This window comes from Saccharopolyspora sp. NFXS83, assembly GCF_026241095.1.
Lineage (GTDB): Bacteria > Actinomycetota > Actinomycetes > Mycobacteriales > Pseudonocardiaceae > Saccharopolyspora_C.
On sequence record NZ_JAPFGB010000015.1, the window covers coordinates 59,413 to 80,192 of the forward strand.

The following is a 20,780-nucleotide window of genomic DNA, read 5'->3' on the forward strand; positions in this document are numbered from 1 at the left end:
AACGCTGAGAACCCGCGGGTGGTTCGGCTGCGTGCTGGGTCGCTGCTCAGCGGCTTCGCCGCTGGCAGGACGAGGACGACCGGACTCGGGGAGGAGCCGGGTTGTTCAGGTCAAGTGCGGCATCCGCCGCCGACCGGACGAGGAATAGCGAACATGACTCGAGTTGAAGGACGGGCAGTGCACCGATGAAGCCGATTCCCGCGGACCTGACCGAGATCGACCTGACCGACCCGCAGACCTTCCTGGACCTGGACCCGATCGACATGTGGCGGCGGTTCCGCGCCGAGCGTCCGGTGCACCGGCACCGCGCGATCGGCGGGGCGCCCGGGTTCTGGGCGGTCACCCGGCACGCCGACCTGATGGCCGTCTACCGGGACAACAAGCGGTTCACCTCCGAACGCGGCAACGTGCTCGCCACGCTGCTGCAGGGCCACGATTCCGCCGCGGGCAAGATGATGGCGGTCACCGACGGGCCGCGGCACAAGGCGATCCGCAAGCTGGTGCTGGAGTCCTTCTCGCCCCGGGTGCTCAAGCACGTCGTCGGCGGCATCCACGAACGCACCCGCGCGCTGCTGGACCAGGCGCTGGAGCTGGGCCGCTTCGACTTCGCCACCGACGTCGCCGACCACGTGCCGATCGGCACCATCGGCGATCTGATGGACATCCCGCAGGCCGACCGGCCGCCGCTGGTGCGGTGGAACACCCTCACCTTGAGCAGGCACAGCTCGGACGAGGCGGCCGAGGACGAGCTGATGGCCCGCAACGAGATCCTGATGTACTTCTCCGACCTGGCGCGCCGCAGGCGCCGCAAGCCGGGCGAGGACGTGATCAGCGCGCTGGCCACCGGTCTCGTGGACGGGGAGCCGCTGACCGAGGACGAGATCGTCTTCAACTGCTACAGCCTCATCCTCGGCGGCGACGAGTCCAGCCGGATGTCCTCGATCGGCGCGGTGAAGGCGTTCTCGGAGTTCCCCGAGCAATGGGGCGCGCTCAAGTCGGGGGAGGCCGACGTGGAGAGCGCGACCGAGGAGGTGCTGCGCTGGACCACCCCGGCGATGCACTTCGGCCGCCGCGCGCTGCAGGACGTGCCGGTCGGCGACCAGGTGGTCGAGGCCGGGGACGTCGTGACGCTGTGGAACTCCTCGGCGAACTTCGACGAGGCCGTCTACGCCGAGCCGGAGCGCTTCGACCTGGCGCGGCAGCCCAACAAGCACCTCGCCTTCGGCTTCGGCCCGCACTTCTGCATCGGCGCGTTCCTGGGCCGCGCGCACGTCGGCGCGATGCTGGAGGGCCTCCGCGACCGCGTCGCCGACGTCCAGGTGACCGGCGAGCCGAAGCGCCTCTACTCCAACTTCGTCCACGGCTTCAGCAGCCTCCCGGTCGAGTTCACCCCCTGACCCGGGGAGCCAGGTCAACGGCCCCCCGCCCGACGGGATCGGGCCGGTGGGCCGCTCACCTCGATCGGGCGGAAGGCGTCAGGGGTTCGTCAGCGGGTCGTCAGCCCGGGTGGTGAGCATGGCAGGGCGGCCCCTGCGCGGAGGCCGACGCCGGCGAGCGAACCAGAGGAGCGTTCGAGATGACGAACCCTTTCGACGACCAGGACGGCACGTTCGCGGTGCTGGTCAACGACGAGGAGCAGCACAGCCTGTGGCCGTCCTTCGCCGCGGTGCCCGCCGGCTGGCGGGTCGCGCTGGACGGGGCGAGCAGGCGGGCCGCGCTGGACTACGTCGCGGAGCACTGGACCGACCTGCGGCCCAAGAGCCTCCGCGAGCAGGCGGGTACCTCCGCCCGGTGACCCCGGGCGGTCCTTCGAACAGCGGAGCCGCGGCGGCGCGGCGACCGCGTGGGAGTGCGCGTGGACATGGGGATCGAGGCCGAAGGCCTCCGCAAGCGCTATCGGGGACATGAGGCGCTGCGCGGCGTCGACCTCGCGGTGCCGCCGGGGTCGGTGCTGGGGTTGCTCGGGCCGAACGGCGCTGGCAAGACCACGGCGGTGCGGACGCTGGCGACGCTGCTGGAACCCGACGAGGGCCGGGCGCGCGTCGCGGGCCACGACATCGCCCGGGAGCCGAACGAGGTGCGCAGGCGGATCGGGCTCGCCGGGCAGCACGCGGCGGTGGACGAGTTGCTGACCGGCCGGGAGAACCTGGTCCTGATCGGCCGGCTGCTGCACCTGGGGCGTCGTCGCGCCCGCGCGCGGGCCGCTGAGCTGCTGGAGCGGTTCGAGCTGATCGAGGCCGCCGATCGACCGCTGGGCACCTACTCCGGGGGGATGCGCCGCCGCTTGGACTTGGCGAGCTGCCTGGTCGGAGATCCGGCGGTGCTGTTCCTGGACGAGCCGACGACCGGCCTCGACCCGGCCAGCCGGGCGACGTTGTGGGAGATGGTGCGGGAGCTGGTGCGCGACGGGGTCGCGGTGCTGCTGACCACCCAGTACCTGGAGGAGGCGGATCAGCTCGCGGACCGGATCGCGGTGATCGCCGCCGGGGAGATCGTCGCCGACGGCACCCCCGACGAGCTCAAGCGCAAGGTCGGCGGCGAGTGGCTGGAAGTCGTGGTGGCGTCGCCGGAGCGGGCGGGCGCCGCGCTGGCCGTGCTGCGGCCGGTGGCGGCGGAGCGTCCCGTGCTGGACGACTCGGATGGCCGGATCCGGCTGCGGCTGCGCGACGGTGTCGCCGGCTTGGAGCGGGCGGCGGGCGCGTTGCGGACCGCGGGGGTGGAGGTCAGCGATTTCGCGCTGCGCCGGCCGACGCTGGACGACGTGTTCTTCGACCTGGTGGGGCGCTCGGCGAAGTGATCCCGGTGCCCGACGGCGCCCTGGCGGTGTATCCGCCAGGGCGCCGTTTCACGTTGTGCGGCAAGGAAAAGGCCTGATCAGGGGCGGCGCGGGGGAACCGGGTGGACCCGCCGTTGACACCTCCTAGGTCACGTGTCAGTCTATTCTTACAGATGAAGCACTGGGGATGATCGAAACTTCCCGGGACGAGCGCGACCGGCACGGAGTGCGGGAGCGCTCCTCGTCCCGGTGAGCACCGCCGCGCCCCGCCCGGTGCGGCGCCCGTCGAAGGCCGGCGCCGAGCACGTGAACGACCGGGTGGAACGCAGCGGAAAGAGCCCCGGACAAGGAAGGGATCCCGGTATGGTCGGCGCCTTGATCGTGCTGGTGGTCGTGGGGGGAATCTCGGTGAGCCTGGTGTCGTACTTCCGGTTGCAGGCGCACCGGGTCGACGCCGTGGCGAACGCCCACTACCGCACCTTCGTCGAACGATCCGTGGCGGAGCAGGCCGGGCTGCGGTTCCGGTTGGGTGAGCTCTCCGCCCGGGTGGAATCCGTGGAGCAGTTGTTGAGGAGCTACGAATGACCGCCGCAGGCAGCGCGCACCGAACGCACGGCAACCCCCTCCGGATGTTCTTCTCACCCGCCCCCTGGGCGGCGACCGGATACCTCGCCACCTACATCGTCACCGGCACCCTGCTGTTCTCCGTCGCGTTGACCGTGGTGCTCACCGCGGGCGTGCTGAGCATCGTCTGGATCGGGCTCCCGCTGCTGGTGGCGGCTGCGGTCGTGGTGCGCGGCAGCGCCAACGTGGAGCGCTTCCGCGCGGCCCTGGTCACCGAGCCGATCCCGGCCGCCTACCGGGAGGTCGTCGGTAGCGGGCTGTTCGCCCAGCTCAAGACCCGCTGGGCGGACCCGGCCACGCTGCGGGACCTGGTCTACCTGGTGCTGCTCTACGTCCCGCTGCTGGTGCTGGACACCGTGGTGCTCGCGGTGTGGCTCGCCTTCGCGGGCATGATCACGGTTCCGCTGTGGTTCTGGTCCATCCCGCAGGACTTCGACGGCGGCATCACCACCCACGGCGTGATGATCGGCTACCTGGAGCAGCCGCGGAATTCCTTCGGTGGCGGCGAGTTCGGCGTCTGGGTCGGTGATCTGCAGACCGCGCTCGGCGTCGCCGCGGTGTTCTTCGTGCTCAGCCTCGCGCTGTCCTACGTGGTCACCGGTGCGGCGCGGCTGCACGCCGGGATCGCCCGCGCGCTGCTCGCCCCGTACACCGACCCGCTGGCCTCGGCCAAGCGGACGCTCGACGAGGCCGGACCGCTTTCCCGCTCGGCCGTCGACTGATGCGGCGCCGGGGCTGAGCCCCGGCGCACCTTCCCCCTCCGAGAACCGAACCGAGATCCGCCCCGCATGCGCCGAACCGCGGCGCACGCGCGGGGAGACGTGTCCGCGCAACATCCCGACCGGAGTGATGACGCGACCGCTCCGGCAGCTCGCCGGATAGGAGTTGAGCAACGTGCAGAAGCGATCCGTGACCGTGCGGATGGCCCGATGGAGCGCCACGCATCCGTGGAAGGCGATCATCGGCTGGGTGGTCTTCGTGGCCGTCTGCGTCGTCGGCAGCGGCATAGCGGGAACGGTCGACGCCACCAGCGCCGACTACCGCATCGGCGAGGCCGGCCGTGCCGAGGCGCTGCTGGCCGAGGGCGGCATGACCGATCCCGTCGTGGAGAAAGTGCTGATCACCTCGCCGTCCGGCGGGCTCCCGCCCGAGGCCGACGCGGCGGCGCGCGAGGTCTCCGAGCGGATGCGGGCGTTGCCCGCGGTCGCCGAGGTCGGCGAACCGGTCCACGCCCCCAGCGGCAACGCGCTGCTGGTCCAGGTGCGGATGCACGGCGACGACAAGCAGGCCCTGCCCGAGGTCGGCGCGCTGCTGGAGCAGACCGCCTCGGTGCAGGAGGCCCACCCGGACCTCAAGGTCGAGCAGACCGGACAGGTCTCCATCGACCAGGGCATCGACGAGCAGCTCGGCGAGGACCTGGCGCTCGGCGAGAAGATCACCCTGCCGGTCACGGTGATCATCCTGCTGATGGTGTTCGGCTCGTTGCTCGGAGCCGGGGTGCCGGTGCTGCTGGCGCTGTCCTGCGTGGTCACGGCCATGTCGTTGTCCGCGCTGACCTCGCACCTGATCCCCGATGTGGGGACCGTCAAGAACATCATCCTGCTGCTCGGCATGGCCGTCGGCGTCGACTACTCGCTCTTCTACATCAAGCGGGAGCGCGAGGAGCGGGCCCGCTCCGGCGGCACGCTCTCGCACTTCGCGGCGATCGAGGTAGCGGCTGCGACGTCCGGGCACACCGTGGTCGTGTCGGGCATCGCGGTGATGGTGTCGATGGCCAGCCTCTACCTGGCAGGCGACGTCGTGTTCGCCTCGCTGGCCACCGGGTCGATCGCGGTGGTGCTGGTCGCGGTGATCAGCTCGCTGACCGTGCTGCCCGCGGTGCTGGCGAAGCTGGGGCGGCGCATCGACCGCCCGCGGGTGCCGTTCTTCGGCAAGCTCGCCGAGCGGCAAGGCCCCGGCCGGTTCTGGCCCGTGATGCTGCGCCCGTCGATGAAGCGTCCCGGGGCGACCCTCGCGGTCTCCGCGCTGGCGATGCTGCTGCTGGCCGCCCCGGCGCTGAACATGCAGCTGGGTCTGCCGGGCAACAACACGCTGCCCAAGGGCATCCCCGGGATCCAGGTGAACGACCGCCTGGTCCAGGAGTTCCCGGCCGAGGGCGCCTCGAACTTCGTCGCCGTCCGCTCCGACTCCGCGCACGCGGCGGAGGCCGAGCAGGCGTTGGGGCGGCTGGTCGAGCGGGCCCAGCAGGACCCGGCGATCACCCGCGAGGACGACGCCCAGGTGCGCACCTCCGCGGACGGGCTCGTGCACACGGTGCAGCTCGGCATCCCGTACGCGACGGATTCCCCGGAGGCGTCGGCTTCCCTGCACCGGCTGCGCGAGCTCGCCCCCGCCGAGCTGGGCGGCGTGCCGAGCACCGAGTTCGCCGTCGGCGGCGGCGTGGCCCGCAACGTCGACACCGCCGGGCACCAGTCCGAGACGCTGCCCGAAGTGGTCGCCTTCGTGCTGCTGCTGACCTTCGTGATGATGCTGATCTCGTTCCGCTCGGCGGTGCTGGCGGGGATGTCGATCCTGCTGAACCTGCTGTCCGCGGGCGCCACCTTCGGCGTGCTGGTGCTGGTCTTCCAGAGCAGCTGGGCGGAGGGGCTGCTGGGCTTCGAGTCCGGCGGGTTCATCGTCTCGCGGGTGCCGCTGTTCCTGTTCGTGATCCTGTTCGGGCTGTCGATGGACTACCACGTCTTCGTGGTCAGCCGGATCAAGGAGGCGGTGCAGCGCGGCCTGCCCACCTCGAAGGCGGTGCACGAGGGGATCACGTCCTCGGCAGGGGTGGTCACCAGCGCGGCGATCGTCATGGTCTCGGTGTTCCTGAGCTTCGTGTTCACCGGCCTGCCGGAGATGAAGCAGCTCGGGCTCGGGCTGGCCGTGGCGGTGCTGCTGGACGCCTTCGTGATCCGCGTGCTGGTGCTGCCCTCGCTGATGGTGCTGCTCGGCGAGCGCACCTGGTGGCCCGCCCGGATCCGGTCGCCGCGCGGCGGTCGCGACCGGGACCGGGAAGCGGTCTCCGCCGCGACGAGGTGATGGCGAGCGGTGCCCCGGCGATCGGGCCGGGGCACCGCCTCCGCCGCGGAGGGCGGATGCCCGAATCACGTATCTTGGCGTCGCCGGGATCGATGTCCGAAGTGGAGGAGGAGGGGTCGTGAACAGCGAAGAACTGCTGGCCCTGCTCTCCGCGATCGGGCACACCCAGCGGCTGCGGATCATCGCCGGGTTGTCGGACGGGCGGGTGCACGTGAGCGAACTCGCCCGCAGGCTCCGGTTGTCCCGCCCGCTGCTCTACATGCACCTGGAACGTCTGGAGGGTGCGGGCTTGGTCACCGGTAAGCTCGAGCTCTCCTCGGACGGCAAGGCGATGAAGTACTTCGAGCTGGTGCCGTTCGAGCTGGACTTGACGGTGGACACGGTCCTCGCCGCGCTCCGCGCGGACGAGGAAGAGGACCACTGACCGCTCGCCCGCAGACGCGAGCGGTCGACCCTGGGGAGGAAATCTCGACATGTCCGGAGCGTTCGTGGCCATCCTGATCGTGCTGATCGTCGTGGTCGGCATCACGGTCAGCGTCAGCGCGTACTTCCGCCTGCAACGGCATCGCGCCGACGCCGTGGCGATGGCCGCGTACCGGAAGCTCGCCGAGGAGGCCGTGGCGAAGCAGGATTCGCTGCGCGAGGAGATCGCTCAGCTCAGCGGGCGGATCGCGGAGGTCGAGCGGCTGCTCAAGAGCATCGACTGACCCGGCCGCCGGGACGACGCGTTCGCCGCCCGGTCGTTCCCGGAAATCGGGCGCGGCCGGGCGGTTTCGCGTTCCCGGGGCTCGATCAAGCGCTCTCGGAGGCCGCCGCGCGGCCCGCTTGCCTGCCGGAGAAGAGGCAGCCGCCGAGGAAGGTTCCTTCCAGGGCGCGGTAGCCGTGGACACCTCCACCGCCGAAGCCGGAGACCTCGCCCGCCGCGTAGAGACCTGGGATCGGCCGGCCCGCGACGTCGAGGACGCGACCGAACAGATCAGTTTGCAGACCGCCGAGGGTCTTGCGGGTGAGGATGTTCATGCGGATCGCGATCAGCGGCCCCGCGGCGGGGTCGAGGATCTTGTGCAGCGGAGTGGTCCGCGCGAGGCTGTCCCCGGAGTAGGCCAGGGAGTTGCGGATGCCCATCACCTGGTTGTCCTTGGTGAACGGGTTGTCGACCTGCTGATCCCGAGTGGTGATCTGCCTGCCGAGGTCGTCCGCGTCGATCAGGTTCGTGCCCGCCAGCGCGTTCATGCCCTTGACGAGCTCGGCGAGGTCGTCGGCGATGACGAAGTCCTCCCCGTCGTCCATGAACGCCTTGACCGGGGGCGGAGTGTCGTGGAACAGGCGCCCGGCCAGGTAGGCGGCGAGGTCTTTGCGGGTGAGCTCCGGGTTCTGCTCCGAACCGGAGAGGACGAACTCCTTGTCGATGATCCGCTTGTTCAGCACGAACCAGGAGTGGTCGTGCCCGGTGCGCATGATCATTTCGAGGGTGCCGAGCGTGTCGTAGCTCGGGATGCCCGGGTTGGGGAAGCGGCCACCCTCGGCGTCGAACCACATCGAGGACGGGGCGGCGAGGACGCGGATCCCGTGGTCGGGCCAGATGGGGGAGTGGTTGATCAGGCCCTCGGTGTAGTGCCACATGCGGTCGCGGTTGACCAGGCGGGCTCCCGCGGCCTCGCTGATGCCGAGCATCCGCCCGTCCACGTGGGCGGGGACCCCGGTGATGAGGCGGGCGGGCGGTTCCCCGAGGTAGGACGGCCAGTTGCTGCGGACGAGGTCGTGGTTCGCGCCGATGCCGCCCGAGGTGACGATGACGATCGGGGCGCGCAGCTCGAAGTCGCCCACCTTGGTGCGTGAGCTGGGCGTGCCGCGCTCGGCGTCGCTGGGTTCCAGCACGCTGCCGCGCACGCCGTCGACGACGCCCCCGGTCGTGCTGAGCGAGTCGACCTGGTGGCGGAACCGGAAGGAGACCTTCCCGGCCTCGGCCGCCTCGCGCACGAGCTTCTCGAACGGTTCCATGACGCCGGGTCCGGTGCCCAAGGTCAGGTGGAAGCGGGGCACGGAGTTGCCCGGACCGTCGGCCATCTGCCCGCCGCGTTCCGCCCAGCCGACGATCGGCACCCAGCTCATGCCCAAACCGGACAGCCAGGACCGCTTCTCCTCGGCGGCGAACTGCAGGTACGCGTCCGCCCAGCGCGCTCCCCAGTGGTCCTCGCCCAGCGGGTCGTCGACGCCGCGGTCGAAACCGGCGTTGGAGAACCAGTCGGCCCGCGCCAGTTCCAGGGAGTCCTTGATGCCCGCGGCTCGCTGTTCGACGGAGTCGATGAAGAACAGCCCGCCCAGCGACCAGAACGCCTGCCCGCCCAGGCTGGCCTCGGGTTCCTGGTCCACCAGCAGCACCCGCCGTCCCGCGGCGACCAGTTCCGAGGTCGCCACCAGCCCGGCGAGGCCCGCTCCGACGACGATGGCGTCGGCCTCGGCGTCGTCGGCGGCGGCGCCGGCGGAGCCGGGGGACATGCCGAGGCCGGCCACCGCTCCGGTCGCGGCGAACGCGCTCCCGGCGGCCAGAACGTCGCGACGGCTGATACCTCGGTCTTCTGACGAACTCATCGTCGAGTCCTCCACATCGGCGTGAACGGGCTCCCCCGTGCGATCACGACGTCCCGCGGCAGGCTCCGCACCGCCTCGTCGGAGGGCGGGCGAGCGCGGCCACCGGGGTCGGACGCGCAGCTGGCTCCCACTTGCTACTGGAAAGTAGCAATCTTCGTCGGGCCGGTGCGTCTGCTGAATGGCGGGACCGCGCCGCGCGGCCCTGCTCCCGTGGCGCCGGTCAGCGTTCCGGGGCTAGGCCGCGGTGCGGTGCGGCGGCGTCCAGCCGCGCGTAGGCCTCGTGCGACGCGGTGAGCAGCGACTCGGTCGGCAGCAGCGCCGGGCGGATCTCGCCCGCCGCCAGCTCGTAGGCCTCGTGCAGCTCGACCAGGGCGCCGCGCAGCGCGGGCGGGTGGATCGGCTCCGCCGCGCTGAGCGTGCGCACGCGGGCCAGCGCCGTGTGCACGCGGGAGAGCCAAGCGCGGTTCGGGAGCAGCCAGGAGATGCCGACGGCCACCGCCGCGCCCAGCAGCGTCGCCCAGAACCGGTGGGAGGCGAGCACGGCCGGATCCGCCGGAGCGCCCAGCGCGCTGACGAGCAGCGCGACCGGCGTCGCGAACAGCAGGCCGAGCGCGTAGTTGAGGGTCACCGTCATCTCCGCGCCCCACTGCAGCAGCACCAGCGCGACGAGCAGCATCCAGACCGCCGGGTGCGCGGAGAGCACGGCCACCCCGATCAGCACTCCGGCCACGGTGCCGGACACGCGTTGCACCATGCGCGGCACGGAGGTCGCCGTGCTCGTCGCCTGCAGCACGGACACCGCCGACACCGCCGCCCAGTAGGCGTGGCCGATGCCGAGCAGGTCGGCGACGGCACCGGCGAGCAGCGCGGCCACGAAGACGCGGGCGGCGTAGGGCAGCAGCCAGGAGCCGGCGCGACGCGGGCGCACGGCCGCGCGCAGCACCTCGCGGATGATCCGCCAACGCGACGCCGGGATGGGGGTGCGGACGTCGGCCGAGCCCACCGGGGGCAGCTCGGGGATCTGATCGCCCGCGCGGATCGCGGTCGCGGCGGCGCGCACGTCATCGGCGGTGATCGCGGGAGCGTCCGGGCCGAGCAGCACCTCGCACGCGTCCACGGCGCGGACCAGCGCCCGGTGCGCGGAGGAGTCGCGGTGCCGCCTGCCGACGAGCGCGACGCTGTGCCACGCCGACTCCACCGCCACCGCGGCCTGGTGCCGCACGGCGAGATCGGAACGCGCCACCAGCGCGGTCGCGGTGGCCTCCAGCGCCGCCGCCACCGCCCGGCGCTGGGGCGCCAGGCCGATGACCGCCGCTCCGGCAACGTTGACGATCCAGGCGAACGCGGCACACAGCGACGCCGCCGCGAGGTGCGGCCCGAGGTCGGCGGCGACCAGCGGCAGGTGCGCGCAGGCGCCGACGGCGAATGCGAAGATCAGCCCACCGGGCGGGCCGAGCTTGACCGCCGCGCAGAGCACGGTGGCCGCGGCGCCGACCAGCGCGGTGGCCGCCAGCGCCACCGCCTCGTGCCACGGGGTGCCACCCGCGAACACGGCGATCACCTCGCCCACGGCCACGGCGAGCACCATGCCGACCGCCACCGCGCCCAGCGTCCTGGCGTGCCGGTAGTAGGGCTCGGTGCGGCCGTAGACGCTGCTCAACGCGCCGAACACGGCGCCGGGCAGCAGGTCGAGCCGGTCGATGAGCAGCAGCACGGCCAGCGGGACCGCCAGCGCCAGCAGGGCGCGAGCGGCGGGCCAGAGGAACGGGCCGTTCCGGCGGAGCCGGAACGTGTCCCGGAGGTTGCGGGTCAGGACGGTTCCGGTCACCTGGGCAGTGTAGAGAAAATAGTTTACTAGTGAAACGATGGTGAGATGAAGCGGACACCGGATCTCATCGACGCGGCCCGGTCGCAGTGGGGCGAGGTGCACCCGGAGATCGACACGACCAGCATCGACGTGATCGGGCGGGTGCTGCGCGCGGCGGCGGTGCTGCGGCGGCGCCTCGACACGACGATCTCCGAAGGTGGCCTCAACCGCGCGGAGTTCGACCTGCTGTGCGCGCTGCGCCGCAGCGGTGCGGCGGTGACTCCGGGGCGGCTCAACGAGCTGACCGTCTCCTCCGGGGCGGCGACCACGAAGCGGCTCCGCGAGCTCACCGACCGCGGGCTGCTGGAGCGCTCCACCGATCAGCGCGATCGGCGCAGCGCGCGGGTGCGGCTCACCGAGCAGGGTGAGCGGCTCATCGACGGGCTGTTCCCGCGGGTCATGGATGCCGAGCAGGCGCTGCTGGCCGGGTTGGCGGCTCGGCAGCGGGAGTCGCTGGCGGGCGGACTCGCCGACCTGCTGCGCGCGATGGAAGGTCCGGGCGAAGCGCACTGACCGCCACCTGGGCGGGCGCGGGAGTACGTGTGGCGCCAGCGAAAGGAAATCTTTCGTGCAGACGGGCATCTGGAGGAAAAATATTGTGATCTTGCCTGTCTGATGGTCATAATTTTTCGTGAACAGTGATGGCGCCACCGCGACCGCACTACGCACGAGGAGGCTGACATGACCGCACAGCAGGAAGCCGTTCTCGACCAGCCCACCACCGCGACCACCGAGGCCGAGCAGGCGGTGCCCGCGCTCCGCGCGCAGGTCACCGGCGACCTGCTGGACATCGTGGTCGACCTCGACTCCGGGCACGGCTGCCGCCTGCGCGACCTGCGCGACGGCACCGAATACCTCGACATGACGATGTTCTTCAGCTCCGCGCCGCTCGGCCACGGACACCCCGGCCTGCGCGAACCCGAGTTCGAGGCCGCGCTGGTGCGGACCGCGCGCGTCAAGCCGGCCAACCCGGACTTCGCCACCGTCGAACAGGCCCGGTTCGCCGAGACCTTCCGCCGCGTGGCGGGCGTGCCGGAGCTGCCGCTGCTGTTCCTCATCGACGGCGGCACGCTCGCCGTGGAGAACGCGCTCAAGGTCGCCTTCGACTGGAAGACCAAGCACAACGCCCGCCAGGGCATCGGCGTCCGCGGCAGCAGGGTGCTGCACCTGGAGCGCGCTTTCCACGGCCGCAGCGGCTACACCTTGTCGCTGACCAACACCGATCCGGCGAAGATCCGCGACTACCCGATGTTCGACTGGCCGCGCATCCCCAGCCCCGCTGTCGAGCCCGGCCAGCGCTGGGACGACCCGGAGCTGCTGCCGGAGGAGCGCGTCGCGCTCGACGCCGCCGAGGCCGCGCTGCGCCGGTACGGAGCCGAGATCGCCTGCTTCGTGTACGAGCCGATCCAGGGCGAGGGCGGTGACCGGCACCTGCGGCCTCGATTCCTCACCGCCGTGCAGGAGCTCTGCCGCGAGCACGACGTGCTCACCGTCGCCGACGAGGTGCAGACCGGAGCGTTGACCGGCGCGGTGTGGGCGCACCGCGAACTCGGGCTGGAGCCGGACCTGGTGGCGTTCGGCAAGCGGCTGCAGGTGTGCGGGGTGCTGGGCGGGCGCCGGGTGCTCGACATCGCCGACAACGCGTTCCGCGAGCCGAGCCGGATCAGCTCCACCTGGGGCGGATCGCTGGTGGACATGGTGCGGGCCACGCGGATCCTGGAGATCGTCGAGCGGGACGGGCTGTTCGAGCACAGCCGCCGGATGGGCGAGCTGCTGCTCGGCGAGCTCGGTGCGCTCGCCGCCGAGTTCCCGGAGGTGATCCGCTCAGCGCGCGGACGTGGGCTGATGTGCGCGGTGAGCTTCCTCGAACCGGCTCAGCGGGACGCGGCGATCGCCGTGGCGCGAGACCGGCACCGGACGCTGTTCCTGCCGTCCGGGCCCGACTCGCTGCGATTCCGCCCGTCCCTGTCGGTGTCGCCGGAGGAGATCACCGAGGCCGTGGCCGCCCTGCGCGCCACCTTGACCGAACTCCCCTGAGCCGCACCGGAACCAAGTGAGCGGACCGTTCGCCCGATCCCGTTGGACGAACGGTCCGCTCACGCCTGCTCAGCCAGAGCAGGGGCGGCTCACCGCCACGAGGGGAGCCAGAGTTCGGCCTGCCAGTGCTCTTGGGTGATCAGCTCGCCGTTCAGGATCGGCCACAGCCACACGAAGTTCGCCACCACGATGCCCACGTACAGCGCGACCACCAGCAACCCCGTCTTGCGGCGCTCGGTGTGCTCCTGGGCAGTGCCGAGGATCTCCCCCAGGATGAGCACGATCCCCAGCACCAGGAACGGTGCCATCGGCGTCGCGTAGAAGTAGTACATCTGCCGGTCCAGGTTGATGAACCACGGCAGGTAGCCGGCGCCGTACCCGACGAGCACCGCGGTGTAGCGCCAGTCCAGCCGGCTCGTCGCGCGCCACACGGCCCACGCCGCCACCGGCAGCGCGAGCCACCACATGGCGGGCGTGCCCAGCAGCATCGTGGCCTGCACGCAATCGGACTCACCGCAGCCGGTCAGCCCCGACTCGTAGTAGTAGAGCATCGGGCGCATGCCCATCGGCCACGCCCACGGCTTGGACTCCCACGGGTGCGGGTTGCTGCCGGTGTCCAGGTGGGTGTGGAAGTCCAGCACGTTGAGCTGGTAGAACAGCAGCGATCGCAGCGGGTCGGGCAGGAAGTTCAGCCCCACGTCCTCGGAGATGATCGCCGCGTGCCGGTCGGTCGCCGTCTCGCTGGCGAACCAGTTCGCCCACGTCGCGAAGTACACCGCGATCGGCAGCACCAGCAGCGAGCCCAGCGCGGGCACCGTGTCCCGCAGCAGCGCGCCGACCCACGGCCGCTCGACCCCGGCGGTGCGCCGGGACAGCGCGTCCCAGAGCACGCTGAGCAGGCCGAAGGCCATGATGTAGTAGATGCCGTTCCACTTGACCCCGCAGGTCAGGCCCAGCGACAGCCCGGCGGCGAAGCGCCACCAGCGAAAGCCCATCCGCGGGCCCCACCTGCTGTCGCCGATGCGTCCTTCGGCGACGACCACGGCCAGCCTGGCCCGCATCTGATCGCGGTCGACCAGCAGCAGCGCGAACGCCGCCAGCACGAACAGCGCCTGGAAGATGTCGAGCATCCCGACGCGCGACTGCACGTGGCTGAGCCCGTCGCAGATCAGCAGCACCCCGGCGAGCGCGCCGAGCAGCGTGGAACGGGTGAGCCTGCGCGCGATGCGCACGAGCAGCACCACCATGACCGTGCCCGCCAGCGCCGCCGCGATGCGCCAGCTCCACGGGCTGTAGCCGAAGATCCACTCGCCGATGGCGATCAGCTGCTTGCCCACCGGGGGGTGCGCGACGACCTCGTAGCCGGGGTTGTCCTCGTATCCGCCGTTGCGCAGCATCTGCCACGCCTGGATGGCGTAGTACTTCTCGTCGAAGACCGGGGTGCCCTTGTCCGTGGCGCGTCCGAGGTCCCAGATCCGGACCACGCCCGCGATCAGCCCGATGACCAGGGTGATGATCCAGCTGCGCAACCGGTCCGCCGGCATCTTCGGGGCGAGCAGCGCCCGGGCGTCCCAGGAACCGGGTTCGGCTGCGGGGGGAGTTCGGCCGGGCCCGACCATGTTCTCGGCTTGGCCGCCGGCGGAGTTCGGCACGAGCACGCTCACACCTGAATCGTAGGGTTGAGCTCATGGACTTCGAATCCGGATCGGGCACGTTGGTGCTCGCCGCGACGCCGCTCGGCGACGCCCGCGACGCGTCGGCTCGGTTGATCGACGCCTTGGGCTCGGCCGCGATCATCGCCGCCGAGGACACCCGCCGGGTGCGTGCGCTGGCGACTTCGCTGGGGGTGAGCCCGTCCGGGAAGATCGTGAGCTACTACGAGGACGTCGAGGCGGCCCGCACCCCGCGACTGCTGGAGGCGTTGCGGGAGGGGCGCGACGTGCTGCTGGTGACCGACGCGGGCATGCCGAGCGTGTCCGACCCGGGCTACCGGCTCGTGTCGGCCTGCGCCGCGGAAGGGCTGGTGGTGACCTGCCTGCCCGGCCCGTCCGCGGTGACGACGGCGCTCGCGGTGTCCGGGCTGGCCTCGGACCGGTTCTGCTTCGAGGGCTTCCCGCCGCGCAAGTCCGGGGAGCGGCGCCGCTGGTTCGGGCGCCTCGTGGCGGAGCAGCGGACCTGCGTGTTCTTCGAGTCGCCGCGCAGGCTCGGGGACACCTTGGCGGACGCGGTGGAGGTGCTCGGCGCTGACCGCGCGGCCGTGGTGTGCCGGGAGCTGACGAAGACCTACGAGGAGGTGCGCCGCGGCGATCTCGGGTCGCTGGCGGAGTGGGCGGCGGGGGAGGTGCGCGGGGAGATCACCGTGGTCATCGCGGGCGCGGTGCCCATCTCGCAGGACCCGGCCGACCTCGTTCCGCAGGTCGAGGAGCGCGCGGCGGACGGGATGCGCTTGAAGGACGCCGTCGCCGAGGTCGCCGAGCTCAGCGGTGCGCGCAAGAACGACCTCTACACCGCGGTCCTCGCCGCCCGGCAGTGACTTCCGCGCCTGTCTTCGAGCCTGGCCTGGGTAGTGGGTCGGGTGGCGGAACCTCAGCGGCTTCCTCGCCGCGGGACCGATTTCTGATGCATGTCCGATGCACGGCGAAATCGCTGTCCTCGCGAGGAAGCCGCTGAGAACCCGCCGGTGGTCCTTGTGCTCAGGCCGGTCACTGCTCAGCGGCTTCGCCGCTGACAGGGCACAGACCAAACAAGATCAAAGACAGGCTCCTCAGCGGCTCTGCCGCTGGCAGGACACGAGAGCCAAGAACGCTGCTCATCACCTCGCGCGACGAGTTCGCGGACGGGCTCTCGCCACCCGGGGCCTCTCCTAGCGGTCGGAGACAGGACCTGTTCACAGGATCACGCCGAACGAGTCCGAGGAACGTAGCGTTTCGGGCATGGTGCGGGTGACCGGGACGACCAAGCTGGCGGCGATCACGGGGGCGGAGTCGCGCAACGCGGGCTCCGGAGTCACCGCGACGGACCTCGGGATCCTGTGGGACGACGGGCGCGGTGGCGTGCTGGCCGCGTTCGGCGACACCTACGGCGACCGCTGGGGCGGCAACGGAGCGGGGCCGCGGCGCGCGGACTGGCGGTACAACGTGCTCGCCCGGTCCACCGACACCGACCTCGACTCCGGTCTCGCCTTCGACTGGGTCGTGCGGCGCGAGGACGGTTCGGCGGGCCAGTTCCTGCCGGGCGACCGCACCGGGACGCGCGAGCACACCGTGATCCCCACCGCGGGCATCGCCGTCGGGGAGCGCAACTACGTGCACTACATGTCCGTGCGCCGCTGGGGGATGCCTGGCGTGTGGCACACCAACTACGGCGCGCTGGCCTACTCCGACGACGGCGGGCTGACCTGGACGAAGTCCGGCACGGCGGTCTGGCGCAACCACGGGCAGCGGTTCCTTAGCCGGTTCCGCCGCCGCGACCAGGGCGGGCACCCGTTCCAGCTGATCGCGTTCGCCGGAGTCGTCGACGGTCACGTGCACCTGCTGGGGACGCCGAGCGGGCGCTTCGGCGCCGGGCACCTCGCGCGGGTCGGCGCGGACGACCTGCTCGACCCGGCGGCCTACGAGTACTGGACGGCGCGGGGCTGGGCGGCGGACCCGCACGAGGCGCGGCCCGTGATCGGTGCCCCGGTCGCGGAGTTGTCCGTGCAGTTCAACGAGCACTTCGGCTGCTGGTTCGCGGTGCACTTGGACGAGCGGCGGGCCGCGATCGTGCTGCGCACCGCGGATCGGCTCACCGGGCCGTGGTCGGCCGGGCGGGTGCTGGCGGCGGGTTCGCGGTTCCCGGCGCTCTACGGCGGTTTCCAGCATCCGTGGGCGGCGGACCGCCCGGCGGTCTACTTCACGATGACCCAGTGGCGGCCGTACAACGTGTCCTTCCTGCGCGCCGACCTGGCGTGATGCCCGTTCCCGGGGGCGCTCCGCGGGGACCGTAGGCTCGGATTCGCCGGTGGCGGCGCCCGGCCGGAACGAGGTCGTGGCGCCGGGACATCGGCACGAGTGCGGCACGAAGCGGGGCCTGCGCGGCCTGCGAGGGGTGGACGGTGAGCAAGAAGGACAAGAAGGAACGGCCGCCGATGCCGGAGGCGCTGCCCGCGCCCGCGGTGGACGCGCACACCCACCTCGACGCGTGCGGCGCGAAGACCGCCGACGACGTGCGGGAGCTGGTGGACCGGGCGGAAGCAGCCGGGATCACCAGGGTGGTCACGGTCGCCGACGACATCGAGGCCGCGAACTGGGCCGCCGAAGCGTCCACTTGGGACGATCGCGTGTTCGCGGCGGTCGCGCTGCACCCGACCAGGGCCAAGGACTTCACCGACGCGGACCGGCGGGTGCTGGAGGAGCTGGCGGGGCGGCCTCGGGTCGTCGCGATCGGCGAGACCGGGCTGGACTACTACTGGGACTTCTCGCCGCCGGAGCCCCAGCACGAGGCGTTCCGCTGGCACATCGACCTGGCCAAGCGCACCGGCAAGCCGCTGATGATCCACGACCGGGACGCGCACGAGGACATCCTGCGCATCCTGTCCGAGGAGGGCTCCCCGGAGACGGTGATCTTCCACTGCTTCTCCGGCGACGCCGAGTTCGCCCGCGCCTGCGTGGACCGCGGCTACGTGCTGTCGTTCGCCGGCACCGCGACCTTCCGCAACGCCAACGCCGTCGGCCTGCGCGAAGCGGCCCGGCTGGTGCCGGTGGAGCAGATGCTGGTGGAGACCGACGCGCCGTTCCTCACCCCGCACCCGTTCCGCGGTCGGCCGAACGAGCCGTACTGCGCCAATTACACCCTTCGGGACCTGGCGGAGCTGCGCGGAGCCGATCTCGCTGAACTCGCCGTGGCCACCTCCGCCACGGCCGAGCGGGTCTTCCGGCTCGATCAGGTAGCCACGGGCTGACCTGCGCTGACGGAGAGTGCTGTGCTAATGCGCCGGGCGTGCGCATGAACTTGCGGTGCCCGCCCGGCGACCTAGCGTCCCCTGCGGAAGCCGGGAGGGGACGACCTCGACGATCGGCCACAGTGGACCGGACGGTTCGCTGCCCGCGCCGGGGCCTCTGCCCGGAAGCACGGCAGTCAGGACCTGTATGCGCATCCGTGGCTTCACCAGGATCGGGATCGCCGCACTGATCACGTTGAGCGGCGCCCCGATCGCGACCGCGACCCCCGCATCCGCCCCCGAGCAGGCCGCGAACGGCTCCGAGTCCCGTTCCGGTTCGGTGTGGGACCGGCTCGCGCACTGCGAATCCGGTGGCGACTGGGCCACCGACAGCGGCAACGGCTACTACGGCGGCCTCCAATTCGACCGCCGCACCTGGGCCGCCTACGGCGGCGGCGCGTTCGCCGGCTACCCGCACCAGGCTTCGCGCGATCAGCAGATCTCGGTGGCGAGCTCGCTGCGCGAGGACCGCGGCGGCTACGGCGCTTGGCCGTCCTGCGCCCGCAAGCTCGGGCTGCCCCGCTGAGCGGTGCTCCACCCCGGCCCCCGAGACCGCTCGAGAGTGTGAGCAAGTGACGTTCATCATCACCCTGCGCATCCGAGTGGCCGGTGCCGACCCCGACGCGGGCGGCGGGAGATGACCGCGCTCTTCCGCCGTCCGTGCCCCAACCCCCGTCGGAGCGGTCGATCAGACCCCGGGAACCTCCGGCCCCGTGACCCGCTCACCAGTGACGACCGTGGTGTCCACATCGGACTGATCCGTCGATTTGCATGATCGACTGAGAAACCGTTGGGGTAGTGGGAAAATGGGGATCGAGTCGCGCCGGATTCCGCCGTTCGATCACTGACGGTGCTCGGTTGTGCGGCATTTCGGCGTAACCCAGGTCACAGGACCGGGTCGCCCCTTGGCGGGCCCGCTCGATCACGCTAGAGTCTCGGCCTCGTAACCGATGACAACGAAGTCACGGGAACGCCCGCTAGTCGCCGCCGGGTACGTCGGGGAAGTCGGTGCCACCGATCGGGCTGGGAACGAGACCAGCACGCATCAGGTATCGGCTGAAAAGGCGCTTGGCTACGGGAGTCGGATACGGAAACGAAGCACGAAGTCGCGTAGCGGCAGGTGAAGGAGTTCGTGGACAGGCATGTTCGGCGAACTCCCCATGATCACCCGCGCGCTGCGGGCGGCTTCTCGCTTTCGAGAGGTAGCGACCCTGTGAACGGACGAGGCATCCCCGGTGCCCACGGCAGTACTGCTTACAGCGATCAACCGCTGGGCGGTGCAGGCCAGGATCACGGCTATTGGGCCGAATCCTTCAACGCATCAACGGACTGGTTCAGCCCGGTGAGCTCGGAGCAGCAGACCGCGGTCGGCCTGCTCGATCGCGAGAGCGACACCGAGATCACCGCAGAACAGCCGTTCGCCCCCATCAGCGGCCGGTACCCGGCCCAAGACCACCCGAGCTTCCCGCCCGGCGCGCTGGAGATCACGCCGGACGACGTGCTCGAGGCGCTCGGTCCGCAGGCCGACGAGATGCTCGCGACGGCCGACATCGACGTCGAGGAGCTCATCCGGCTCGTCAACGCCGAGACCGTGGTGATGCCGCCGCTGGTCCTGCCGGACGAGCTCTCCGACCCCGAAGGCGCGACCGCGCCGTCCCCCGAGGTCGTCGAGGCGATCACCTCGTGGAAGCAGCGCTTCCTCAAGGGCGCGGTCGCCGCGGTCATCCTCACCCTGACCGGCACCGGTGGTGCCGCGGCGGCGATGGACAAGTCCGTCACCGTCGAGGTCGACGGCAAGGAACGCCAGGTCAACACCTACGAGTCGACCGTCGGTGAAGTCCTCGAGGACGAGGGCATCAGCATCGGCGAGCACGACGCGCTGAGCCCCTCCCCGCAGTCCAAGGTCGGGCACAACGACACGATCACCCTCGACCGCGGGCGTCTGCTGAAGATGACCGTCGACGGTGAGCAGCGCGAGGAATGGGTCCGGTCGGTGACCGTCGGCCAGGCGCTGCGCCAGCTCGGCGTCGCCGACGACGGTGCCTGGGTCTCCTCCGCGCGCAGCATGGCCGTGCCCGAGCAGGGCATGGACCTCACGGTCAAGACCGCCAAGGACATCACCATCACCGATGGCGCCGGTGAGCCGCGGCAGCTGACCACCACCGCGGTGACCGTCGACGAGCTGGCGAAGGAGCAGAACCTCCAGCTCGGGCCGGAAGACCACATCACGCCCGGCGGTGACCAGAAGATCACCAGCGGCGCGCAGGTCCAGATCGTCCGCACCGGCAGCACCGTGGTGAACGTGACCGTGCCGATCGAGCCCCCGGTCAAGGAGATCGAGGACGACTCCATGCTCAAGGGCGAGGAGAAGGTCGAGAACCCGGGTTCGCCCGGCGAGAAGATCGTCTTCACCCGGGTGAGCACTCGCAACGGCGAGGAGACCGGCCGCGAAGCGGTGGGCGAGAAGATCACCAAGGAAGCCAAGGAGAAGGTCGTCCGGGTCGGCACCAAGCAGCCGCCGAACGGCGCCGTCTGGGACAAGCTGGTCCAGTGCGAGGCCGGCGGCAACTGGGCGATCAACACCGGCAACGGCTACTACGGCGGCCTGCAGTTCGACAAGAGCACCTGGGACGCCTACGGCGGCGACCAGTACGCGGCCTACCCGCACCAGGCCAGCCGCGAGCAGCAGATCTCGGTCGCCACCAAGGTGCGCGACGCCCGCGGCGGCAGCTACGGCGCCTGGCCGGGTTGCTCCTCGAAGCTCGGGCTCTGATCTTCCGGCTCTCCCGACCGGCCACCGGCATTCCGCCGGTGGCCGGTCGTTTTTC

General features: G+C 71.3%; 17 protein-coding genes and 1 pseudogene. 15 read left to right on the plus strand and 3 right to left on the minus strand.

The window, feature by feature from the left end:
• The first annotated feature begins 185 nt into the window (after positions 1-185).
• The 8 genes from OOZ19_RS17625 (at position 186) to OOZ19_RS17660 (ending at position 7,185) form a co-directional block, all read left to right on the plus strand.
• Positions 186-1,397 (plus strand): cytochrome P450, encoded by a 1,212-nt coding sequence (locus OOZ19_RS17625; protein ID WP_266091207.1) that lies wholly within the window; start codon positions 186-188, stop codon positions 1,395-1,397.
• 179 nt (positions 1,398-1,576) lie between these two features.
• On the plus strand, positions 1,577-1,795 hold the full coding sequence (locus OOZ19_RS17630) for an MbtH family protein (RefSeq protein WP_266091208.1): 219 nt from the start codon (positions 1,577-1,579) through the stop codon (positions 1,793-1,795).
• 66 nt (positions 1,796-1,861) lie between these two features.
• The gene (locus OOZ19_RS17635; RefSeq protein WP_266091293.1) at positions 1,862-2,797 is read left to right on the plus strand and encodes an ATP-binding cassette domain-containing protein; all 936 of its coding nucleotides are present in this window, start codon (positions 1,862-1,864) and stop codon (positions 2,795-2,797) included.
• 342 nt (positions 2,798-3,139) lie between these two features.
• Positions 3,140-3,361 (plus strand): hypothetical protein, encoded by a 222-nt coding sequence (locus OOZ19_RS17640; RefSeq protein WP_184476646.1) that lies wholly within the window; start codon positions 3,140-3,142, stop codon positions 3,359-3,361.
• Positions 3,358-4,122 carry a sensor domain-containing protein gene (locus OOZ19_RS17645; RefSeq protein ID WP_266091209.1) on the plus strand — a complete coding sequence of 255 codons (765 nt, stop codon included), beginning with the start codon at positions 3,358-3,360 and terminating at the stop codon, positions 4,120-4,122. The genes OOZ19_RS17640 and OOZ19_RS17645 overlap by 4 nt, the downstream gene beginning before the upstream one ends.
• A 172-nt stretch (positions 4,123-4,294) precedes the next feature.
• On the plus strand, positions 4,295-6,478 hold the full coding sequence (locus OOZ19_RS17650) for an MMPL family transporter (protein WP_266091210.1): 2,184 nt from the start codon (positions 4,295-4,297) through the stop codon (positions 6,476-6,478).
• A 118-nt stretch (positions 6,479-6,596) separates the two neighbouring features.
• Positions 6,597-6,902: an ArsR/SmtB family transcription factor gene (locus OOZ19_RS17655; protein WP_184476650.1), complete on the plus strand. Its 306-nt coding sequence runs from the start codon at positions 6,597-6,599 to the stop codon at positions 6,900-6,902.
• Positions 6,903-6,951: 49 nt separating this feature from the next.
• On the plus strand, positions 6,952-7,185 hold the full coding sequence (locus OOZ19_RS17660; protein ID WP_266091211.1) for a hypothetical protein: 234 nt from the start codon (positions 6,952-6,954) through the stop codon (positions 7,183-7,185).
• A gap of 85 nt (positions 7,186-7,270) precedes the next feature.
• On the opposite strand, the gene OOZ19_RS17665 is transcribed toward OOZ19_RS17660, so the two are convergent.
• Both OOZ19_RS17665 and OOZ19_RS17670 read right to left on the minus strand, forming a co-directional pair.
• A complete protein-coding gene (locus OOZ19_RS17665; RefSeq protein ID WP_266091294.1) occupies positions 7,271-8,977 on the minus strand; it encodes an FAD-binding dehydrogenase in 1,707 nt (568 codons plus the stop codon).
• Positions 8,978-9,290: 313 nt separating this feature from the next.
• A complete protein-coding gene (locus tag OOZ19_RS17670; RefSeq protein WP_266091212.1) occupies positions 9,291-10,898 on the minus strand; it encodes an FUSC family protein in 1,608 nt (535 codons plus the stop codon).
• A 45-nt stretch (positions 10,899-10,943) separates the two neighbouring features.
• Between OOZ19_RS17670 and OOZ19_RS17675 the strand changes: the two genes are divergently transcribed.
• Both OOZ19_RS17675 and lat read left to right on the plus strand, forming a co-directional pair.
• Positions 10,944-11,450 carry a MarR family winged helix-turn-helix transcriptional regulator gene (locus OOZ19_RS17675; RefSeq protein WP_266091213.1) on the plus strand — a complete coding sequence of 169 codons (507 nt, stop codon included), beginning with the start codon at positions 10,944-10,946 and terminating at the stop codon, positions 11,448-11,450.
• 168 nt (positions 11,451-11,618) lie between these two features.
• The gene (lat, locus tag OOZ19_RS17680; RefSeq protein WP_266091214.1) at positions 11,619-12,974 is read left to right on the plus strand and encodes an L-lysine 6-transaminase; all 1,356 of its coding nucleotides are present in this window, start codon (positions 11,619-11,621) and stop codon (positions 12,972-12,974) included.
• Between the two features lie 89 nt (positions 12,975-13,063).
• Here the strand turns inward: lat and OOZ19_RS17685 are convergent, their stop codons facing one another.
• Positions 13,064-14,638 carry a dolichyl-phosphate-mannose--protein mannosyltransferase gene (locus OOZ19_RS17685; RefSeq protein ID WP_416309454.1) on the minus strand — a complete coding sequence of 525 codons (1,575 nt, stop codon included), beginning with the start codon at positions 14,636-14,638 and terminating at the stop codon, positions 13,064-13,066.
• A 23-nt stretch (positions 14,639-14,661) separates the two neighbouring features.
• On the opposite strand from OOZ19_RS17685, the gene rsmI reads away from it, so the two are divergent.
• The 5 genes and pseudogenes from rsmI to OOZ19_RS17710 all read left to right on the plus strand — a co-directional run bounded on the left by rsmI (position 14,662) and on the right by OOZ19_RS17710 (position 20,725).
• Entirely contained in the window at positions 14,662-15,507 is an 846-nt protein-coding gene (gene rsmI / locus OOZ19_RS17690; protein WP_266091215.1) for a 16S rRNA (cytidine(1402)-2'-O)-methyltransferase, read from the plus strand.
• Between the two features lie 400 nt (positions 15,508-15,907).
• Complete coding sequence (locus tag OOZ19_RS17695) at positions 15,908-16,924, plus strand: glycoside hydrolase family 183 protein (RefSeq protein WP_266091216.1); 1,017 nt, start codon at positions 15,908-15,910, stop codon at positions 16,922-16,924.
• 176 nt (positions 16,925-17,100) lie between these two features.
• A complete protein-coding gene (locus OOZ19_RS17700; protein ID WP_266091296.1) occupies positions 17,101-17,913 on the plus strand; it encodes a TatD family hydrolase in 813 nt (270 codons plus the stop codon).
• 313 nt (positions 17,914-18,226) lie between these two features.
• A pseudogene (locus tag OOZ19_RS17705) lies at positions 18,227-18,478 on the plus strand (transglycosylase family protein); the annotation flags it as partial.
• A gap of 687 nt (positions 18,479-19,165) precedes the next feature.
• Positions 19,166-20,725 carry a resuscitation-promoting factor gene (locus OOZ19_RS17710; protein ID WP_416309455.1) on the plus strand — a complete coding sequence of 520 codons (1,560 nt, stop codon included), beginning with the start codon at positions 19,166-19,168 and terminating at the stop codon, positions 20,723-20,725.
• Positions 20,726-20,780 lie beyond the last annotated feature (55 nt).

Coding starts and splice junctions, on each gene's coding strand:
- OOZ19_RS17695 (WP_266091216.1), top strand. CDS start 15,908: ATGGTGCGGGTGACCGGGACGACCAAGCTGGCGGCGATCACGGGGGCG.
- OOZ19_RS17665 (WP_266091294.1), bottom strand. CDS start 8,977: ATGTCCCCCGGCTCCGCCGGCGCCGCCGCCGACGACGCCGAGGCCGAC.
- OOZ19_RS17640 (WP_184476646.1), top strand. CDS start 3,140: ATGGTCGGCGCCTTGATCGTGCTGGTGGTCGTGGGGGGAATCTCGGTG.
- rsmI (WP_266091215.1), top strand. CDS start 14,662: ATGGACTTCGAATCCGGATCGGGCACGTTGGTGCTCGCCGCGACGCCG.
- lat (WP_266091214.1), top strand. CDS start 11,619: ATGACCGCACAGCAGGAAGCCGTTCTCGACCAGCCCACCACCGCGACC.
- OOZ19_RS17635 (WP_266091293.1), top strand. CDS start 1,862: ATGGGGATCGAGGCCGAAGGCCTCCGCAAGCGCTATCGGGGACATGAG.
- OOZ19_RS17660 (WP_266091211.1), top strand. CDS start 6,952: ATGTCCGGAGCGTTCGTGGCCATCCTGATCGTGCTGATCGTCGTGGTC.
- OOZ19_RS17625 (WP_266091207.1), top strand. CDS start 186: ATGAAGCCGATTCCCGCGGACCTGACCGAGATCGACCTGACCGACCCG.
- OOZ19_RS17700 (WP_266091296.1), top strand. CDS start 17,101: ATGCCGGAGGCGCTGCCCGCGCCCGCGGTGGACGCGCACACCCACCTC.
- OOZ19_RS17645 (WP_266091209.1), top strand. CDS start 3,358: ATGACCGCCGCAGGCAGCGCGCACCGAACGCACGGCAACCCCCTCCGG.
- OOZ19_RS17675 (WP_266091213.1), top strand. CDS start 10,944: ATGAAGCGGACACCGGATCTCATCGACGCGGCCCGGTCGCAGTGGGGC.
- OOZ19_RS17630 (WP_266091208.1), top strand. CDS start 1,577: ATGACGAACCCTTTCGACGACCAGGACGGCACGTTCGCGGTGCTGGTC.